The organism is Okeania sp. SIO3I5 (assembly GCF_010672085.1).
GTDB lineage: Bacteria > Cyanobacteriota > Cyanobacteriia > Cyanobacteriales > Microcoleaceae > Trichodesmium.
This window is the reverse complement of record NZ_JAAHHT010000001.1, coordinates 43,174-61,503: the sequence shown is the minus strand read 5'-3', so window position 1 is coordinate 61,503 and position 18,330 is coordinate 43,174. Positions and strand designations below refer to the sequence as shown.

15 protein-coding genes are annotated in these 18,330 nt (G+C 36.2%); 8 read left to right on the top strand and 7 right to left on the bottom strand.

The genetic code is table 11. The features are described from left to right. Positions 1 to 140: 140 nt before the first annotated feature. Complete coding sequence (locus F6K40_RS00235; protein ID WP_293129691.1) at positions 141 to 737, bottom strand: hypothetical protein; 597 nt, start codon at positions 735 to 737, stop codon at positions 141 to 143. 1,361 nt (positions 738 to 2,098) lie between these two features. Between F6K40_RS00235 and F6K40_RS00230 the strand changes: the two genes are divergently transcribed. Next, positions 2,099 to 2,695, top strand: a complete 597-nt coding sequence (locus F6K40_RS00230; protein ID WP_293129688.1) for a hypothetical protein — start codon at positions 2,099 to 2,101, stop codon at positions 2,693 to 2,695. Positions 2,696 to 3,627: 932 nt separating this feature from the next. Beyond that, positions 3,628 to 3,756 carry a hypothetical protein gene (locus F6K40_RS00225; RefSeq protein ID WP_293129686.1) on the top strand — a complete coding sequence of 43 codons (129 nt, stop codon included), beginning with the start codon at positions 3,628 to 3,630 and terminating at the stop codon, positions 3,754 to 3,756. A 187-nt stretch (positions 3,757 to 3,943) separates the two neighbouring features. Here F6K40_RS00225 and F6K40_RS00220 read toward each other — a convergent pair whose 3' ends face one another. The 4 genes from F6K40_RS00220 to F6K40_RS00205 all read right to left on the bottom strand — a co-directional run bounded on the left by F6K40_RS00220 (position 3,944) and on the right by F6K40_RS00205 (position 6,860). Continuing rightward, complete coding sequence (locus F6K40_RS00220) at positions 3,944 to 4,837, bottom strand: alpha/beta fold hydrolase (protein ID WP_293129684.1); 894 nt, start codon at positions 4,835 to 4,837, stop codon at positions 3,944 to 3,946. A gap of 546 nt (positions 4,838 to 5,383) precedes the next feature. Next, positions 5,384 to 5,632 carry a phosphoribosylanthranilate isomerase gene (gene trpF / locus F6K40_RS00215; RefSeq protein ID WP_293129682.1) on the bottom strand — a complete coding sequence of 83 codons (249 nt, stop codon included), beginning with the start codon at positions 5,630 to 5,632 and terminating at the stop codon, positions 5,384 to 5,386. 61 nt (positions 5,633 to 5,693) lie between these two features. After that, positions 5,694 to 6,173: a phosphoribosylanthranilate isomerase gene (locus tag F6K40_RS00210; RefSeq protein ID WP_293129680.1), complete on the bottom strand. Its 480-nt coding sequence runs from the start codon at positions 6,171 to 6,173 to the stop codon at positions 5,694 to 5,696. A gap of 129 nt (positions 6,174 to 6,302) precedes the next feature. Then, positions 6,303 to 6,860 (bottom strand): hypothetical protein, encoded by a 558-nt coding sequence (locus tag F6K40_RS00205; protein WP_293129678.1) that lies wholly within the window; start codon positions 6,858 to 6,860, stop codon positions 6,303 to 6,305. A 330-nt stretch (positions 6,861 to 7,190) separates the two neighbouring features. On the opposite strand from F6K40_RS00205, the gene F6K40_RS00200 reads away from it, so the two are divergent. The 6 genes from F6K40_RS00200 to F6K40_RS00175 all read left to right on the top strand — a co-directional run bounded on the left by F6K40_RS00200 (position 7,191) and on the right by F6K40_RS00175 (position 15,227). Beyond that, positions 7,191 to 7,526 (top strand): hypothetical protein, encoded by a 336-nt coding sequence (locus F6K40_RS00200; protein WP_293129676.1) that lies wholly within the window; start codon positions 7,191 to 7,193, stop codon positions 7,524 to 7,526. A 654-nt stretch (positions 7,527 to 8,180) separates the two neighbouring features. Next, a complete protein-coding gene (locus F6K40_RS00195) occupies positions 8,181 to 9,377 on the top strand; it encodes a ferrochelatase (RefSeq protein ID WP_293129674.1) in 1,197 nt (398 codons plus the stop codon). Positions 9,378 to 10,054: 677 nt separating this feature from the next. Then, a complete protein-coding gene (locus tag F6K40_RS00190) occupies positions 10,055 to 11,545 on the top strand; it encodes a xylulokinase (protein ID WP_293129672.1) in 1,491 nt (496 codons plus the stop codon). Positions 11,546 to 12,512: 967 nt separating this feature from the next. Beyond that, the gene (locus F6K40_RS00185; RefSeq protein WP_293129670.1) at positions 12,513 to 12,758 is read left to right on the top strand and encodes a hypothetical protein; all 246 of its coding nucleotides are present in this window, start codon (positions 12,513 to 12,515) and stop codon (positions 12,756 to 12,758) included. A 620-nt stretch (positions 12,759 to 13,378) separates the two neighbouring features. After that, positions 13,379 to 13,720 (top strand): hypothetical protein, encoded by a 342-nt coding sequence (locus F6K40_RS00180; protein WP_293129668.1) that lies wholly within the window; start codon positions 13,379 to 13,381, stop codon positions 13,718 to 13,720. A gap of 856 nt (positions 13,721 to 14,576) precedes the next feature. Next, a complete protein-coding gene (locus F6K40_RS00175) occupies positions 14,577 to 15,227 on the top strand; it encodes a PEP-CTERM sorting domain-containing protein (RefSeq protein WP_293129666.1) in 651 nt (216 codons plus the stop codon). On the opposite strand, the gene F6K40_RS00170 is transcribed toward F6K40_RS00175, so the two are convergent. Further along, the gene (locus F6K40_RS00170) at positions 15,217 to 15,459 is read right to left on the bottom strand and encodes a hypothetical protein (protein WP_293129662.1); all 243 of its coding nucleotides are present in this window, start codon (positions 15,457 to 15,459) and stop codon (positions 15,217 to 15,219) included. The genes F6K40_RS00175 and F6K40_RS00170 overlap by 11 nt on opposite strands. A gap of 1,137 nt (positions 15,460 to 16,596) precedes the next feature. After that, the gene (gene guaA / locus F6K40_RS00165) at positions 16,597 to 18,144 is read right to left on the bottom strand and encodes a glutamine-hydrolyzing GMP synthase (RefSeq protein ID WP_293129974.1); all 1,548 of its coding nucleotides are present in this window, start codon (positions 18,142 to 18,144) and stop codon (positions 16,597 to 16,599) included. Positions 18,145 to 18,330: the final 186 nt, after the last annotated feature.

Sequence of the window (18,330 nt, the reverse complement as noted above, 5' to 3'; positions counted from 1 at the left end):
CTTATTTATAACTATTAGACTTCTCCAAAAATGAAAAATAAAATCAATTATTATCCATAAATTATCAATTACTCCCCCTGTTCCCTGTTCCCTGTTCCCTGTTCCCTGTTCCCTGTTCCCTCTTTTCTGGAGATGTCTATTCAAGCGGACATAATATCAGTCCATTTTTTAGGAAAACTTTGGTCTGAAAATACAAGATTAGCTTGTTGATAATGTTCAAAAGATTTAATCAAATTATGTGTAGAAACTCCATAGCAGCGATTGTGATAAATTAGAGTTAAATTGTTATGAACTATTGCCCATTGTTGAGGAAATTTATCTAAATTATATACTTCCAAAGCCAACTCGCAACAAGCTAAAGCAATTTCTAAATTAACATCAGAATCTCCATCAGGTAGTGCCCAAATAATCCCACCCAAATTTACTAATGTACTAGCAATAATAGTTGCTCTATTTTGAGAGATATTGGGAAAAGTTTGCCTCGCCCACTTCCGTAAAATGTATATAAAATGGGGTTCTAATAAATCAAGGTTTTCGACAATTAGAGGATAAACAGTTTGAGGATCGCCTTGACTGTTAAAAGTTAATTTTAATACCTCTAGTAAAAATGGCAAAGTTTCATCAATCGGTATAGTTAGACAGGGTGTAAAAATTTTATCTTCTAACCAAGAAACAAAGTTTTGATAATATGGCAATTTTTTCTCTAAAACGCTGTAAATAGGAAAATTTGGCTGCATGAATTTTATATATATTTTAGTTGATTTGGCTCGTAATAGCTACTATTGTCAATTGATAATTTTTAGATTTTTAACATTTCCATTGTTAGTCAGTTAATATTCTATTCTCCCATTCTAGAGTGCATATTTCCGGATTATATACCTAAGAAAAAATTGGCTCTTGACAATTACTGATGATGAATCTCAGACTAGGAAATGTTTTTCCAACTGTTCCCTGTTAAGTGTTCCCTGTTCCCTGCTATATGAAATTATTTTTAGAGATTTACAGGAAATAAAATTTAAAATCTAGGGTAATTATTTATCCTGATGTAATTGAGTTAAAGTTGTTATAGTTAGTTGTGAAATAATATCGCGAATCAGGTTTTAATACAGTGGCAAAAAGAATAGTATATGTGATTATTATTTGTTTTAATCAATTTTTCATCTATAGCAATCAGGAATGATTTTGATAGAATTTAAGAACGACCAAGATAAATTAAAATCCTTTCATATTCTGAACTCCTGTAGGGGCGATTCGCGTTTGCTCCCCATGGAGCAGGAAATTACTACTAAAATCTCACAACTGAAATATGATTGCTATTATTTTGCTCCTAAGTACCTGTGCAAAATTCATTAGACTTCGTGGCAGAAGTCAGGGAAAGGGAATAGGAAAATTAAATTGTTGGGTTCATATCTTTAATTGATTTAATTAAAACTTTTGCCAGAGGTATATTTAACATTTCTAAGCATAGAACAGGCAACAGGAAAAAAATATACTTTTATACTTTAGTAGTATATATAAAAATAATTTTGACTATTGAATTATTAAACTGAAAAGATCATATAGCAACTCCCAAGAAGCGTGAGGTACAAAATTCCTTGGTTTTAGGGAACAGGGAACACTTAACTGGGAACAGGGAATAGGGAATAGGGAATAGGAAACAGGGAATAGGAAATAGGAACAAATAAAGATAGGTGTACCTCACGATTGCTGAGAAACGCTATATAATATTTGAGTTTTATATCAAATCCGGTAGTATCGGTATAAAAAAGCAGAGAAACCGGGGAAAGTCTCAAATGCTCTTGTACGGACGTTGCTTGAGCATTAATGCGTTTTCCGTTCCGGAATGCTCCTATTCCATGTCGCTGAGCGTTAACGTTTGCGGAGCATGACAAATGGAAAGTTGTGCTTTAGCTAAACGTCCCTACCATTAACCTCCCACAAACCCGGTTTCTTATAACACTTCCATGAAGAGCGGATTTGATATTATATAAGGATAGATATAGAAGTGATTATTATCAAACACTGCTATAGGAATCCTATTTTTGAAATAGGATGATATAATCACAAGAAATAGCATTCAAGAACTTAGGAAAAAACAATGCCGTACAGTAAATTCACCTTAGAAGAAGTTTTAACTAAGTTCAATTTAACCTTAGTTGAGAGCTTAGGTAAATTCAACAATTTACCAGAAGTAACTCCTAGTAAACTATTAGAAGAAACCTTAGAAGATAATGTACCCTTAGCAGTCGCGATCGCTACGGAAAAAGCTCGTTCTGAATTAATAGTATCGCCAATTTTAGTAGCAGTTAGAAAATATTTAAACAAAGAAATAAGTTTATTTTCTGGTATAGAATTTAATGTAAATAGTGATTTAGAATTAAGCGGTTATTGCGATTTTATTATTAGTTTTTCTAGTCTACAAAGCATCATTCAAGCACCAGTAGTTGTCTTAGTAGAAGCGAAAAATGATAATATAAAATCCGGTTTCGGCCAATGTCTGGCAGAAATGGTTGCTGCTCAAATTTTTAACCAAGATCGAGGTAATCAAATTTCTCAAATTTATGGCGTTATTACTACTGGAACTGCTTGGCAATTTTTAGAGTTAGAAGGCAAAAATGCGGTATTAGATTTAGAGGAATATTCACTCAAGAATTTACCGAAACTTTTAGGAATTTTGATTAGTTTTGTTAGTTAGGAAAGAGAAGGGAATAGGGAATAGGGAATAGAGAATAGGGAATAGGGAATAGGCAAGAGTTGCAGGTGTTAATTTTTCTGCATTTATTGTTAGTAGTTTTGTCGGTTTTGATTTATTATTAGTTTGAATAGTTTTCCTTCCTTATTGAAGTTGGTTAACTCCCCAACAAACTTTACTCAAAGAAAAAAACTTCTTTTCTAGAAACATCTATGCAAATTTAATAGAGGAACAAATAGAGGTAAAATTAATGATCAATTGAAAATGTAAAAGAAGAATTACAAAGAAGAATTGAGATGTTACCCCAGCATAAAATTCCAGAAGTTTTACAATTTGTGAATTTTTTTCTTTACTCCCAAGAACAGCTTTTTTCCAAAAGTGAGGAGAAAGTAGAAACTTTGAAACAAGCGATCCTCTCCCTAACTTTATTGGTGCGGTATAATGCGGTTCTCTAGCTCAAAATATCGATTCATAACTTTATGGAAAATAAACTTTTTGTATATACATGGGGATGGTTAAATCTGCACGATAAAAGTGAAATAAAACATCAGAAAGCTGTAAATTTATATCAGTATTTTACCTCTCAAAATCAGAAAATTCACACAACAGATTATGTTTTAGATGAAACTTTTACGTTGTTTTTCAAGCGATTACCGAATAATTAATAATTATTCAGATTACAAGCTTTCCCTTTCAAAGGAAAAAAAAGAAATAATATTTTCTTATATTCAATTCCCTTACGGTTTTAATCAGAGGTAATTATCCATTAATGAAATCCTGCTCTTGCACGTCAGTATATGGTATCGCTGATAGAGGTTTTTAGGACAGAAAAATTTAACCTGGTTTGGATTACAGAAGAGCGCTTTTTTAAAGCACAAGAACTACGGATTAGATTTGTTGATAAACCGCTAATTTCATTTACTGACTTAACTTAAATGGTGGTAATGAAAGAATTTGGTATTCAATATGTTTTAACTGGAGATGCTCATTTTATCCAAGTTGCTATGAGATTTACCAAAAAATTTTGGTTTAAAGCTTCCCCTTGGATAGGGGATAATAAATAAAAATTTTCATAATTAGTCAATCCTATCAGTTTCAAGGAGAGGTAATTATTAATTATTCATTATTAATTATTAATTGTTGAAAAAGATACCTTGATTTGTTATAAGCTTTAGTACCAGAAAACAAATAATTTTTAACTTCCGTGAACTTGAGCCTATAAAATCTTACTTTTAACCTTTAACTTTTAACTTATGCCACAAAATTCAGCACTCTTTCTAGATATTTTTCCCGATCTTCTAGCATGGGAAAATGAGCCGTATTTTCCATCACAATAAATTCTATATTTTCATTCAATTTTGCTGCTTGCCTACCCATCTCTGCCGGAATAATTTTGTCATATTCACCAGCTACTAATAAAGTAGGCACTGTTAATCTTTGAAATTGTTCTGGTAACCATTCTGTTGCTTCCTTACTTACAGAAGTTAAAACTGTACCATAAGCAGCATCAAAATCTGCTAATAAAAAATCCTCTAAAAAATCATTACATATACGATCTGGCAGAGATTTATATAAAAATCTTGCCATAAAAATACGACCCATAAAAGGAATTTTTATCAGCCATTTAGGGCGAAACATCACTACATAACGGCTAAATTTATGAAAAGTAGAAAAGCTTTTTTCATCATATTCAAAAATACCACTACAAGTTAGAATTGCTTTTTCTAATCTCTCTGGATACATATTCAAAAATAGAGCAGCAATAGATGCTCCCGTTGAATGAGCATTAATATAAACCTTGTCTAAATTCAAAGCATCTAACAAAACTTTTAAATCTTCTGCATAAGTTACTAATTCATAATCATCAGTAAGATTTTTTGAAGTTTGAGAAATACTTTTTTCTCCTTTAGGTTGAGATTTAGGTAAAGAGGTACGACCAAATCCTCTTAAGTCGTAAATTAAACAATCAAATTCTTCGGAAAGTTCTTTAGCAGTGCTTTCCCAATATCTGCCAGAACCTCCCCATCCATGCAGAAATACCATAACTGGTTTGGATTTTTCTGTAGAGTTTGATGTTTTTATCCACTCATAATAATGTTCAACACCATTAACATTTATATAGGATGTTTTTTCTGTTGTTTTCACTCTAATTAGCTCCTGGTTTCTTCCTTAAAACTTTGATTTACTTATAGATTATATCAAACTCTGTCATAAGCATTCAGCAGTCAGCTAACAGCTATCAGCTTCCAAGACACATCTACATTTCCTGCCATAGAATTGTATAGGTTCACAACTCAAATTCGTTGTTTTTGTGCTTCAATAATAATCTGGTTAAAAATGTAATAGAAGTTAAAATAACCCTGGTTTCATTCATTTTTATTGCTGATAGCTGACTGCTAATAGCTAAATGCTTAGATTCTGTCTAATTAATAGACCTCTTGCAAAACCTTGTCTTAAATCAATTCAAGATATGAAATAAACAATTTTTACCGAAATAATTAATAATTAAGCAATTAAATAATTAGATAATTCAGGTTTAAACCCTCCCCAATAAAGGGGAAATAAATAAATCTTTTCCTTTTAGTCAATCCTCTCCCTAAAAAGGAGAGGTAATTATTCATTATCCATTATCCATTATCCATTATCCATTATCCATTAATAAATCCCTATTCCCTGACTTCTGCAAAAAGTCTAATAAATCTGACTAAAAAATTTAGATAATTTCATCTCATCTAATTTACCATTTGTTCTGATTCCAGTACAAATATCTAAACCAAAAGGAGAAACTTGTTTAATTGCTGCTGCGACATTTTCAGGATTTAAACCACCTGCTAAATATATAGGCACATCTACTAACTCCCGGATTTTCTTACTAATATTCCAATTATGAACTTTACCGAAAAATTTTGGTTTAAAGCCTCCCCTTGGATAGGGGATCATAAATAAAAACTTTCATGATTAGTCAATCCTATCACTTTCAAGGAGAGGTAATTATTAATTATTAATTATTCATTATTAATTGTTGAACAGTACCTCCCAATTCTTTAATTGCTAGAGATTTATTGCCAGAATCTAATAATATTGCATCTACTAATGGATAAATTTCTATAGCTTCTTTTACTGATTCTTCTCCTGTGACATGAATAACTTGTACAAGAGAAATTCCAGGCATAGAATTTCGTAAGTCTTGATATGTTTCTAATCTGAGATAATCGCAGATTTGAATTGTATTTACTCGACATCTACGCTGTTGTTCAATAATTGATTTTACATCCTGTTTACTGGTTAATAAAAAAGTAGATACACCAGGTGGAACTACGGCAGAAATTTCTGCTATTAATTCCTCATAAATTACCCCTGCTCCAGAAGGCATCGCAGAAACTAAACCTAAAGCTGCTGCTCCATAAATAATTGCCATTTTTGCTTCTTCAATACTGCTAATACAGCAAATTTTTACTCGTGGTTTTCTTGTTGGTTGCATCTGATAATACTATTGATTTTGACTATACTTGATCATCTTTATCTGTCTCAATTTCTCAATTGCTTTTACCGAAAAATTAAGATTTAAAGCCTCGCTTTTCAGGGAGAAAAAGCTGAATGCTTACCTTAATTATCTATGGTTTTCTAATATTTTGATGATAAATTCTTTGGCTGTTACAGGTGTTGCTGTTTTGACTTCAACACTGTTTTGATGTAGCCACCAACCTGTAGTAATGTCGGGCGATCGCCATATTTCTAAATGTTCTACAGATGGATAGGCATAAAAGCTTTCATCACCACTTCCCAAAATTCCCCAACTCCAATAGGTAAAATAGTCGTGACTAACTTTATATATCGGAAAATTCCCAGTTAAAGGCATTCCCCATCCATCGATAGCTATAAAAGCTTTTACTTGTCCACCTTGGAGTTGCCAAGTCCAAGCTGCTCCTATTGCTCCTACCACTCCGGCACTAAAAGCAATAAATAGTAATGGCATATCTATAGTTATAGATTTTGAGCACCATAAGAATTTTGATATGTCAATGGCAGAATAGGGAGCATAGTCTTGAGTTCGGCACACCAAGAGGTCGCCGGAATCAGAGAGACTCCGCCAATTAATAAATAATCTCTCCAAGAATTGCTCGGTTAACTTTTGATCGTGTATTCCGGGGCAAATTACTATAGTCATTTTAGTTATCAGTTACAGTCGAGTAGGTCTAGTAGTAGACTGACACAGCTAAAACTGTGCGGAGTGCTTTTTTGTATAGTTCCTGTTATAGCAAGGTTTGAGCATTTTTTTCTAATGCAAAATTTTAAGGTGTGTCGGTCTAGTAGGAAAATTTGACGACCCATCTCCACGCCCTGGTGCTTCAGAAAATGCAGAGACTATTGCTCTATACGCAATAAAAGAGAAATTTGACGACTCATCCCCCCGCGCCGGGTCTGGTGCTTCAGAAAATGCGAAAACTATATAGAAGAGAAATTTGACTACCCATCCCCGGGTGCTTCAGAAAATGTAATGACTATTGCTCTATACGCAATAAAAGCAAAATTTGACGACTCATCGCCACGCCCGGGTGCTTCAGAAAATGTAGCGACTATTGCTCTATACGCAATAAAAGAGAAATTTGACTACCCATCCCCCCGCGCCGGGTCGGGTGCTTCAGAAAATGTAATGACTATTGCTCTATACGCAATAAAAGCAAAATTTGACTACTCATCGCCACGCTCGAGTGCTTCAGAAAATGCAACGACTATTGCTCTATACGCAATAAAAGAGAAATTTGACTACCCATCCCCCCGCGCCGGGTGGGTGCTTCAGAAAATGCGAAAACTATATAGAAGAGAAATTTGACTACCCATCCCCACCGCGCTGGGTGCTTCAGAAAATGTAATGACTATTGCTCTATACGCAATAAAAGCAAAATTTGACTACTCATCGCCACGGGTGCTTCAGAAAATGCAACGACTATTGCTCTATACGCAATAAAAGAGAAATTTGACTACTCATCGCCACGCTCGAGTGCTTCAGAAAATGCAACGACTATTGCTCTATACGCAATAAAAGAGAAATTTGACTACCCATCCCCACCGCGCCGGGTGCTTCAGAAAATGAAACGACTATTGCTCCATACGCAATAAAAGAGAAATTTGACTACCCATCCCCACCGCGCCGGGTGCTTCAGAAAATGAAACGACTATTGCTCCATACGCAATAAAAGCAAAATTTGACGACTCATCTCCACGCTCGGGTGCTTCAGAAAATGAAACGACTATTGCTCCATACGCAATAAAAGCAAAATTTGACGACTCATCTCCACGCTCGGGTGCTTCAGAAAATGTATTTACTTCAAAGATTACTTTTGACTTTCAACTTTCAAATCTTCATACAATCTCAATCATTCTAATACCCATCCCCCCAGTGGGCAATGCTAAACTAACGCAAGAGTCGAATTACTCATTTTCTTTAATCGAGTTAATTAATAAAAACAACTAGAGGAGCAAGCGCGTGGTTACAACTCCAGAAAAAATTCAAAACCCAACAAATTCTGCATCTCCCAGTCAAGACAGAGTAGCAGTATTATTAATGGGATATGGCGAAGTAGAAAGCTATGAAGATTTTGCCAATTATAACGAACAAGCATTAAACTTACTCACAGCAAAATTTGCTCCTGTTCCTACCTGGATATATCCTCCTTTAGCAAAATTATTAGCTATTTTTGACCTGCATGAATGGAGTCATCAACATGGAAACTTCATCTCACCTCATAACGCTATATTTGAAAATCAAAGAGCAGGAATAGAAAAAAATCTCCAAGCAAAATGGGGCGATCGCGTCAAAGTATTCAAAGCATTTAACTTTTGCGCTCCCCACTTACCAGAACAAGTATTAACGCAAATAAAATCAGAAGGATTTGATAAATTATTGATATATCCCTTGCTAGTAGTTGACTCAATTTTTACCAGTGGAATAGCCGTCGAACAAGCTAATAAAGCATTAGTAAAACTAGCAGATAAAACCGAACATTGGGTCAAAGGTCAACGTTATATTCCTTCCTTTTATAACGAACCAGATTATATTGAATTAATGGCAAAAATGGTAGAAGAACAAATTCTTAATGACTTAGCAATTGCTCATTTACCATCTCAAATTGGCATTGTTTTAACAAATCATGGTTGCCCCCACAAAGCAAAAGGTTTTACTTCTGGAATTGATGAAAGTCAAGCACTTTATGAATTAGTAAGAGAACGTTTAATCAATCGTTTTCCCTTAATTTCTGTAGGTTGGTTAAACCACGATACTCCACTAATTGAATGGACTCAACCAGATGCTAAAACTGCCGCAAAAAACCTCATAGAATTAGGTGCAACAGCTATTGTATTTATGCCCATTGGTTTTGCCACAGAAAACCACGAAACATTATTAGATGTAGAGCATATTATTGAAAGTTTGCGTCGGAAAAATCCAGAAGTAACTTATCGGCAAATGCCTTGTGTAAATGACCGCCCAGAATTTTTGCAAATGGCTGCCGAGTGGGCTAACCTTTATATTGAGGAATTGTTAAGTGAAAATGCTTTAGCTGTTAATCCTTCATTAGCAGTAGCACAGGCAAAGTCAACTCATAGTCATAGTCATCATGGTGAGCATGGACATTCTCACCACCATCATCATCATCACGACCACCACCATCATCATCATCATTAGGCCTCTCCGGAAAAGAGGAAGTAAGTCGCAGGTAGGGATGTTGTATGCAACGTCCATAGGGAGTAGGGGAAAATAATCAATTATTGTATATAATATCATGTTCGGCTGAACAGTGATAAATAAACTACTCAGGAGTCAGGAGTCAGAATTCAGAATTCAGGAGGGAAGAAAGAAGAAGAAAGTTTTTTTATCACTAATTATCCGGACATGATATAAATTATCAATTATTTCCCCTTCCATACCTATTCTCTATTCCCTATTCCCTATTCCCTCCTTTCTGGAAATGTCTATTATATCAAATCCGCTCGGGTTCGGTATAAAAAAAAATTTTCATCTTCAGCTATTAGTAAATCTTTCACAATTGCTCTTCCCTCCTGACCAAAAAATAAGGTCTCAAGCCTTCCCTTTTAAGGGGATGGAAAAATAGGGATTATGAGCGTCTGGGAAACCCTAACCGCTGCGCATGACAAAGGTAATGTCCTCCCCCTGTGTTGACATTGATAATAACAAAATGCTTCTAGCTTGTGTCTTGGGCATATGAACGTTTAGCTTATGAAGGTGTCCGAATCCTCGCCCTGGCTTTCATCCCGACGCTCCCCTCCCCCCTATGCACGGGGGGTTAGGGGGGATGGAGAGCGCGGGACTTCCCGCCAGGAAAGTTAAAAAAAAATTGGAAAATGATCTTACTGGGTTACGACATTGGAAGTTCCTTCATCAAAGTTGCATTAGTCAATAGCTTAACCAAGCAAACTATTGGGGTAGAAAAATATCCAGAAAAGGAAATGGAGATTATTGCTCAGTATCCCGACTGGGCTGAACAGAATCCTGAATATTGGTGGGAATGTGTGGTAGCATCAACTAAAAAACTGTTGAATAAGACTCATGTTAACCCTAATGAGATAGCAGGAATTGGTATTAGTTATCAAATGCATGGATTAGTATTGCTCGACAAAGACCAGCAAATATTAAGACCATCAATTATATGGTGTGACAGCCGTGCAGTTGAAATTGGTAATCAGGCATTTACTGAATTAGGAAAGGAAAAATGTCTATCGCACTTATTAAATTCTCCCGGCAATTTCACAGCGTCAAAATTAAAATGGGTCCAGGATAACGAGCCAGAATTATACGGGAAAATCGATAAATTTATGCTACCCGGTGACTTTATTGCCATGAAACTTACAGGAGAATCCACAACAACCATTTCAGGATTGTCCGAAGGTATTTTCTGGGACTTTCTCCGTGAAGAACCTGCTGGATTTCTTTTTGATCATTTTGGCATTTCAGTCGATCTGATTCCAGATATCCGGGAATCACTCGGACATCACGGTAAGCTGACTAAAACTGCAGCAGAAAAATTAGGCATACCAAAAGAAACACCTGTTACTTACAGAGCTGGCGATCAACTTAACAATGCACTCAGCTTGAACGTACTTCAACCAGGAGATATAGCAGCTACAGGAGGTACTTCCGGTGTGGTCTATGGTGTAAGTAATCAAGTAATTTTTGATCAATATTCTCGTGTAAACAGTTTCGCCCATGTCAACCATCAATCTGAACAAAAAAGGATCGGTGTTCTACTGTGCATCAATGGTGCAGGAATTCAACATAGCTGGATGCAAAGCATTTCAGGTAAAAAATATAGTTATCCTCAGATGGAATATCAAGCTTCAAAGACCTCTATCGGATCTGATGGAGTCATTATACTTCCGTTTGGCAACGGTGTGGAGCGTATGCTTAACAATCAGAATATTGGCGCCAGTATAAATTCGATCAATTTCAACCGACATCAAATTAATCATTTAATCAGAGGAGGATTAGAGGGAGTAGCATTTTCATTTATTTATGGCATAGAGATTATGAAAGAGATGGGAATGTCAATTTCTCGATTGCGTGTAGGGAATGACAATCTTTTTCAATCAGACATTTTTTCCCATACTATTTCTGCATTGGCAAATTGTGAAGTAGAGATCATTGATACCACTGGTGCAGTGGGTGCAGCAAAAGCTGCAGGTGTCACAGTTGGCGCTTTTAAATCATTAGATGAAGCTATGTCAGGGGGCGAGGTAATAAAAACTGTTGCAGAAACCAAGCATTTAGATCAATATAATGAAGCTTATCAGCGTTGGAAAAATTATTTACTCAAAAAATTAAATAACAATAGCTAATATCATGTCCGGATAACAAGATTTGGTATCATATAAATGATTATTAATTAGGCATAATAAAAATTTTCCGTAGTGGTGTACAAGTAGTGATATTCTGAAAAAATTTAAGTTGGGTAGCAAATACTATTTCTGTAAAACCATCGAATTATATCATGTCCGCTGGTATCGTTTGTGTAAATCTAACGGTGAATATCTACAGGAAATTTAAGTTTTTTTTCTAGCTCTTAAGTATTCCTCCCTGTTCCCTGCTCCCTGTTCCCTGTTCCCTGTTCCCTGTTCCCTACCTTTGCTATATAATACCGATGCTACCGGACATGATATTAGATATATTTTCTGTTGCTTATTGCCTATCACTTTAGATATATTCCAAAATCAATCATTACATCTACAAGAACTACCAAATTTTCTTTTTTTTGCAGCGATAATATTTTTTCCTGCACAATGGTATCCAAACAGATTCTCCCTTGTTCCCTACTCCCTATTAGTATAATAAAAAGAAGTAACATTCAGAAACTTAGAAAAAAACTATGCCATATAGTAAATTCACTTGAGAACAAGTTTTAACTAAGTTCAATTTAACCTTAGTCGAACACTTAGTACCCTCACCCATAAAACTTTTTCAGCAAACCCTAATTAAGATTATTTGTATAGACAATTTTTTACTATTTAGCCCCATCAGTCCAGTTATATCATGTCCGTTTATATTGGAGCGTGTAAAAGTTGGGGAAATATCTACCGCCCATATATATAACGTTTTTCTCTTAAAACTTCTTACTTCTTCCTTACCTTATCTATACAATACCAATGCTACCGGACATGATATTACTAGGTAGTAAAGTTAAAAAAACGTCAAACTTGACTATATACAAGTTAAGGTTATAGGATAATTGATATATTTACTTACTAGGTAAATTGTAGATTATTAGACTAAAAAAATAAACCTAAATAATTGTAGGAACTACCAATAATGACAGATTTTATCATAAATGAGGCTCAAAAATTTGGATTTTTTTGTAACCATGATTTACTTGGTTATTGGCAAATAATATCCCACCCGATAAAACCGAAATGGAAACTACATCAACAGGAAGAATACTGGTTACTATTCATCTCTAATGAACCTCATCTGATTTTGTTGCCAGAAGAAGTTATTGCTTTTTTAAAGTGGCGTTGGTTAACCCAGAAACAAAAGTCAGAATCTAAAAGTTATTGATAACTTCTATTACTAAATATTAGTTGCTTTATTGATTTTAAGTGCAAAACCAAGATATTTAGCAATACATATTGTTATAAATTATTCGGTAAAACAATTTTATCATCTACTCCTGACCATCAATCTAACAATATAAACCCAACAACTAATACTTCACTTCAACCATCAATAGATCGGTTTTTAGTATGTGGTTTAGGTAGTTTAAGACAACATTGCGTCACAACATTAAAACACTTTGGTGTAATTGCTAATGCTATCGACCTAATACAACCTCAATATTGGCAAGTTTCCGATTTATTTTCACAGTTAAATAAATTAATTATTGGAGATGTAAGAGAGCCTAATAGACATCTCCAAAAATAAAAAGTAAAATCAATTCTTATCCAGAAATTATCAATTGTTCTTCCCTGTTCCCTGTTCCCTGTTCCCTGTTCCCTCTTTTCTGGAGATGTCTAATATATTAACACAAGCTGAACTTAAAAAATGTCGAGCCATACTTAATTAGTAACTGAATATAATATTGAAACAGGAGAGCTTTCTGATTAATTTTAGCCGCAATAGCTTATGGTTATAGGGTAGTACCAATTTTATATCATAAATCACTGGATAACTCAAAATTAATGCCTTCAGATGATATTAGACTTGCAGTGGGCGATCGCTTAATTGTTTTGGCAACAATTAGTGGTTTAAAACGAATTGAAAATGGTGAAATTAAGGAACCTACTTGGCAAGTTATGGTTGAAACTGCTCAATCACAATATGCCATATTTCAAGGAGCAAATGAAATTTCTGGTATTGCTGGATGCAGTATGCTTACCGCAAGAGAATTAATGAATAATTTGCCAGGAAAATTACCGAAAAAACTTTATAAACATCAAGCTCAAAGATTAGTTAGAACTTTTAAAAAAGCTTTGGTTAAAGCAAGATTAATAATTAGTCCAGTAGTGGATTGTTTCACCTAAAATAGTGCATTAGCTTTTTTGATAATCGCCTTATCACACCGTCATTTCAATCCCCCACACCCCCATATTCTATTGCACCATTTAAGATGAAACAATCCACTACTAGACTACTCCCCTACTCCCCTACTCCCTAATGATGCGATCGCTATGGAACTTCCGGGAGTAATCAATTTTCACTTAAATGCTAATGGAAAAGTTATTATTAGTTAGACAAAAGTAATAACTAATATTCTTGGTTGTTGAAAAAGTAAAGTTTTCCACAATTAAAACATAGTTTTCCACAGATTTTTCCACAAAGATTAAGGTTAAGTTAAAAAGGTATTATCAACAGATTTATCTATACAAATTTATTTTAAGTTTAAATCGGCAAAAAAAGTGAGACAAGTCTGGTTAATGAGTGAAAATACCATAAATAATGTAATGTTCGATCGCTGATCACAATACATAAAGCCAGACTTTTATCTATAGGATCTACGGGAGCGATCGCTACGCCATGACAAAGCGCAAAGCCAAAAATCAGAGAATTTACAACAAAGTTTTATGAAGATTCAATTTGTTTTATGAATATTTCATTTGTTTTATAACAGGTTGATAAATGTTTGCTACAAATATCTAGGTTTTTTGAGGAGTCAGGAGTCAGGAATCAGGAGTCAGAACAAATAGCTTCGATGCCATTTTTAGTTCATAAATTCTTGAACTCGTCAAAGGAACATCTCCTGTAAAGTATTTGTATTCCCCTTATTATTCGTAACATTCTTTTTTCAAGTTGGTATTATGAACTTGGTATTATGCTCTTGACACGGGGGGCGCATTATGATTTTATTTATGAATAAATTTTTGTACTATCACATTAGAGGTGATCAAAACTCAACTTTTTGGACACCTGAAGAAGAAATGCCAACAGGGTTTAGGAATACTCTGTGGCGCTGCTAGCTTTTGTGGATTGATGCAACTGCCTGTAACTGCAGCTTCTTTCCAGACTACTTTTACCTTCTTATCCGATCCAGACTTTTCTAAAATGCTTTTGGATTGGTCAGGTTATGACTCCTCCGGGAACGGGTTAATCTCAAGTTCAGAGGGGGAGTTGGAGAGTTGGAATATTTCTTTGTTTGATAAAAATAATGTACTTAAATGGAGCGATCACGTCGTTCAGGAAGGTACAGTCCTTGATACTGCTGACGGCCTAGATCGTTCAAGCAGTGGTATACAATTTGAGTATGAGCTCGCGAATAGTAGCTTTGTAGAGTTTCAAAATGATAATAGTGGTTTGCTGGGTAACTTCACGGATGCTTTTTTGGAGGTTTATTATGAATCAGATCCGGAACCGATGATTATTATAGATAATGTTGACTTCGATCCTGCGACTCAGGTTGGAGATTCGCGAGCGATTAGATGGCCGCGTGCGAGTACGAACCCCCAGGTTGCCACGCCCGAACCTAGCCTAATATTAGGTTTGATCGGAATAGGCGGTTTAATCCTAGGCAGCAAAAGAAAAACTAAAGGCTAAAAAGTTGTAGGTTGGGTTGAGGTACGTTTGCGGAGCATTTCCAACGGAAAAACCCAACATCCCCCAAGTTGCCAGGTTGATTTGATGAAGGTAGCTTGAGAGCAAAAGTTAACCATGGTTGTGTTGGGTTGCGCTGCCGCTTAACCCAACCTACAGTACAACAAAAGCAAGATTTTAGTTGTAGGTTGGGTTGAGTGCGACTCGTTGGGTCAAAGAAGCTAAATTGCAACATGACCCTTTAACCAATGGTTAAAAACTCATAACTCATGGAGGTTCAATTCCTTCCCTCTCAGCTAGGGAGTGACTTTGTAGCTCAGGTTTAATGGGTTAACAACCATTGCTCTCCGTGCATGGGCTAAAAGCGGATAAGCCTTAAGGACTAAGTACGACGCCGCCAGAGAAGTTAGCCAAGGTGAAGAACATGAATCCTGTTAAACGTTCGTCAACCTAAATCAGGGTAATTGTCCTTGTATTCCCTGTGACCAAAACGGTATAGATGACGCCCCTTTGAGTCTTCAACCGCTCAAAGGACTAGCTGGCCAATCTCGGACGACTCAGGACACTATCAAGCTAACATGAAATGAGTTATGGGAACGAAGTAACCCCTATTAGACTCTCAATCAATGAGTAGGGAAAGTTTAACCAATGTCTATTAGGGATAAGGATTCCTCAAGAAGCAAGCCTGAAGTAATTTTCAGGATATGCAGACGTGGTCCGGTAGTTAAGGTAGGCGGTAAAAGCAGAAACTAATATAGCCGAAAACGTGATATTAGAGCCACTTCAAGAGTAGGAGACTCTGAGTGCCAAAATAAACCTCCCGGCAAAGCGCCAAAGGTAATAATATTAACGTGGCCTGACCCGACTATATATAGATATAGGCGGTAAAAGGAAGTATGTGAACCTAACCTCGAAGTCACCTTAATTATCAGGAGCCGTGTGAGCAGGAAACTCTCATGCACGGTTTTGAAGCAGAGGTGAGGGATAGCAATATCCCCATCGACTGTATCGGTACGTTTGCGGAGCATTTCCAACGGAAAAACCCAACATCCCCCAAGTTGCCAGGTTGATTTGATGAAGGTAGCTTGAGAGCAAAATTTAACCTTGGTTGTGCTGGGTTGCGCTGCCGCTTAACCCAACCTACAGTACAACAAAAGCAAGATTTTAGTTGTAGGTTGGGTTGAGGTACGTTTGCGGAGCATTTCCAACGGAAAAACCCAACATCCCCCAAGTTGCCAGTTTGGTTTGATGAAGGTAGCTTGAAAGCCAAAAATCCTGGTTGTGTTGGGTTGCGCTGCCGCTTAACCCAACCTACAGTAAACTTCAGATAGAAATTACTTCTGACTTCTGACTTCAAACTTCTGACTTCTTATCACTCCCACTCAATAGTACCAGGAGGTTTAGAAGTAATATCATACACCACCCGGTTAACACCCTTCACCTCATTCACAATCCGATTAGAAATACTTTCCAACAAATCATAAGGCGCACGAGACCAATCTGCAGTCATCCCATCCTCACTAGAAACAAACCGCAAAACAATAGGATAAGCATAAGTACGTTTGTCTCCCATTACCCCCACACTCCGAATAGGCAACAACACCGCAAACGCTTGCCAAAAATCGTGATACATTCCCTGTTGCTTAATTTCATCCCGCACCACAAAATCAGCATCCCGTAATATTTTCAACCGTTCGTCTGTAACTTCCCCTAAAATCCGAATTGCTAATCCCGGACCAGGAAAAGGATGTCGTCGCACAATTTCTTCTGGTAAACCAATGGAACGCGCTACCTTTCTGACTTCATCCTTAAAAAGTTTGCGCAGAGGTTCGACTAACTTAAATCTCAAATCTTTCGGCAAACCGCCAACATTGTGATGACTCTTAATTTTTACCGCCACCCGCTCCCCAGTTTTGGGGTCAACATTAGTGTTAGCAGATTCAATCACGTCTGGATAAAGAGTACCTTGAGCGAGATAATCAAAAGGTCCTAAACGTTTTGACTCTTCCTCAAATACCTGGATAAATTCATGTCCGATTAATTTGCGTTTCTGTTCTGGATCGGTGACTCCTTTGAGTTTATCTAAGAAGCGTTCCCGCGCATTCACATATTCAACTGAGATATGAAAAGATTCGTGAAATATTCTTACCAAGTTCTCCGGTTCATACTTCCGCATAAATCCTTGATCGATAAACATACAAGTTAATTTATCCCCGATCGCCTCATGGAGCAAAAACGCTAAGGTTGAAGAATCAACCCCTCCAGACAGAGCTAATAATACTCGTTTATCCCCTACTTTAGCTCTAATTTCTCGAATCGCTTCTTCCACAAAAGCTTCTGTCGTCCAAGTTGGTTCGCACTGACAGATATGGTAGACAAAATTCCGAATCAAAGCTTGACCCCCAATAGAATGAACTACCTCTGGGTGAAACTGAGTACCATAGAGCTTTTTGTCATGGTTAGCGATCGCTGCACAGGGAGTATTATCGGTATGAGCTAATACTTCAAAACCAGAAGGCATTTTTGTCACAGAATCTCCATGACTCATCCACATAGTTGTACCTTCTTCTACATTCGTCAGCAAATCTGTAGGATCGTCTATTGATAGAAATGCTTTACCATATTCGGCAAGTTCAGCGCGTTTGACTTCTCCACCAAGTTGTTGTACCATCAACTGCATACCGTAGCAGACTCCCAAAATGGGTATACCCAAATTCCAAATTTCCGGATCGCAATGAGGCGCCCCTTCATCGTAAACAGAATTAGGTCCGCCAGAAAGAATGATTCCCTTGGGATTAAGAGCTGCCAATTTTTCAGCAGTTGTACAATAGGAAACAACCTCTGAATATACTTGAGTTTCGCGAATTCGCCGGGCAATTAGTTCAGAATATTGAGAACCAAAGTCCATAATCACGATCATTTGACGGTTAAACTGAGTGAGAGAATCTGAACTTTCTTCTGTCTGTGTTGTTAGAGTCACGATTAATATGCTACTAGACTAGAGTAATGAGTGAATTTAGAATTTAGAATTTAGAATAATGCAGAATTAATTTTTAACTCTAACAGGACTTACACAAATTGACTTTTAAACCACCATCTGTAGGGG

Bases quoted from the DNA above. Each gene is read 5' to 3' on its own strand.
- F6K40_RS00180 (WP_293129668.1), top strand. From the start codon at position 13,379: ATGCCTTCAGATGATATTAGACTTGCAGTGGGCGATCGCTTAATTGTT.
- F6K40_RS00185 (WP_293129670.1), top strand. From the start codon at position 12,513: ATGACAGATTTTATCATAAATGAGGCTCAAAAATTTGGATTTTTTTGT.
- trpF (WP_293129682.1), bottom strand. From the start codon at position 5,632: ATGATCCCCTATCCAAGGGGAGGCTTTAAACCAAAATTTTTCGGTAAA.
- F6K40_RS00235 (WP_293129691.1), bottom strand. From the start codon at position 737: ATGCAGCCAAATTTTCCTATTTACAGCGTTTTAGAGAAAAAATTGCCA.
- F6K40_RS00205 (WP_293129678.1), bottom strand. From the start codon at position 6,860: ATGACTATAGTAATTTGCCCCGGAATACACGATCAAAAGTTAACCGAG.
- F6K40_RS00210 (WP_293129680.1), bottom strand. From the start codon at position 6,173: ATGCAACCAACAAGAAAACCACGAGTAAAAATTTGCTGTATTAGCAGT.
- guaA (WP_293129974.1), bottom strand. From the start codon at position 18,144: ATGATCGTGATTATGGACTTTGGTTCTCAATATTCTGAACTAATTGCC.
- F6K40_RS00190 (WP_293129672.1), top strand. From the start codon at position 10,055: ATGATCTTACTGGGTTACGACATTGGAAGTTCCTTCATCAAAGTTGCA.
- F6K40_RS00225 (WP_293129686.1), top strand. From the start codon at position 3,628: ATGGTGGTAATGAAAGAATTTGGTATTCAATATGTTTTAACTGGAGAT.
- F6K40_RS00170 (WP_293129662.1), bottom strand. From the start codon at position 15,459: ATGTTGCAATTTAGCTTCTTTGACCCAACGAGTCGCACTCAACCCAAC.
- F6K40_RS00200 (WP_293129676.1), top strand. From the start codon at position 7,191: ATGACTATTGCTCTATACGCAATAAAAGCAAAATTTGACGACTCATCG.
- F6K40_RS00230 (WP_293129688.1), top strand. From the start codon at position 2,099: ATGCCGTACAGTAAATTCACCTTAGAAGAAGTTTTAACTAAGTTCAAT.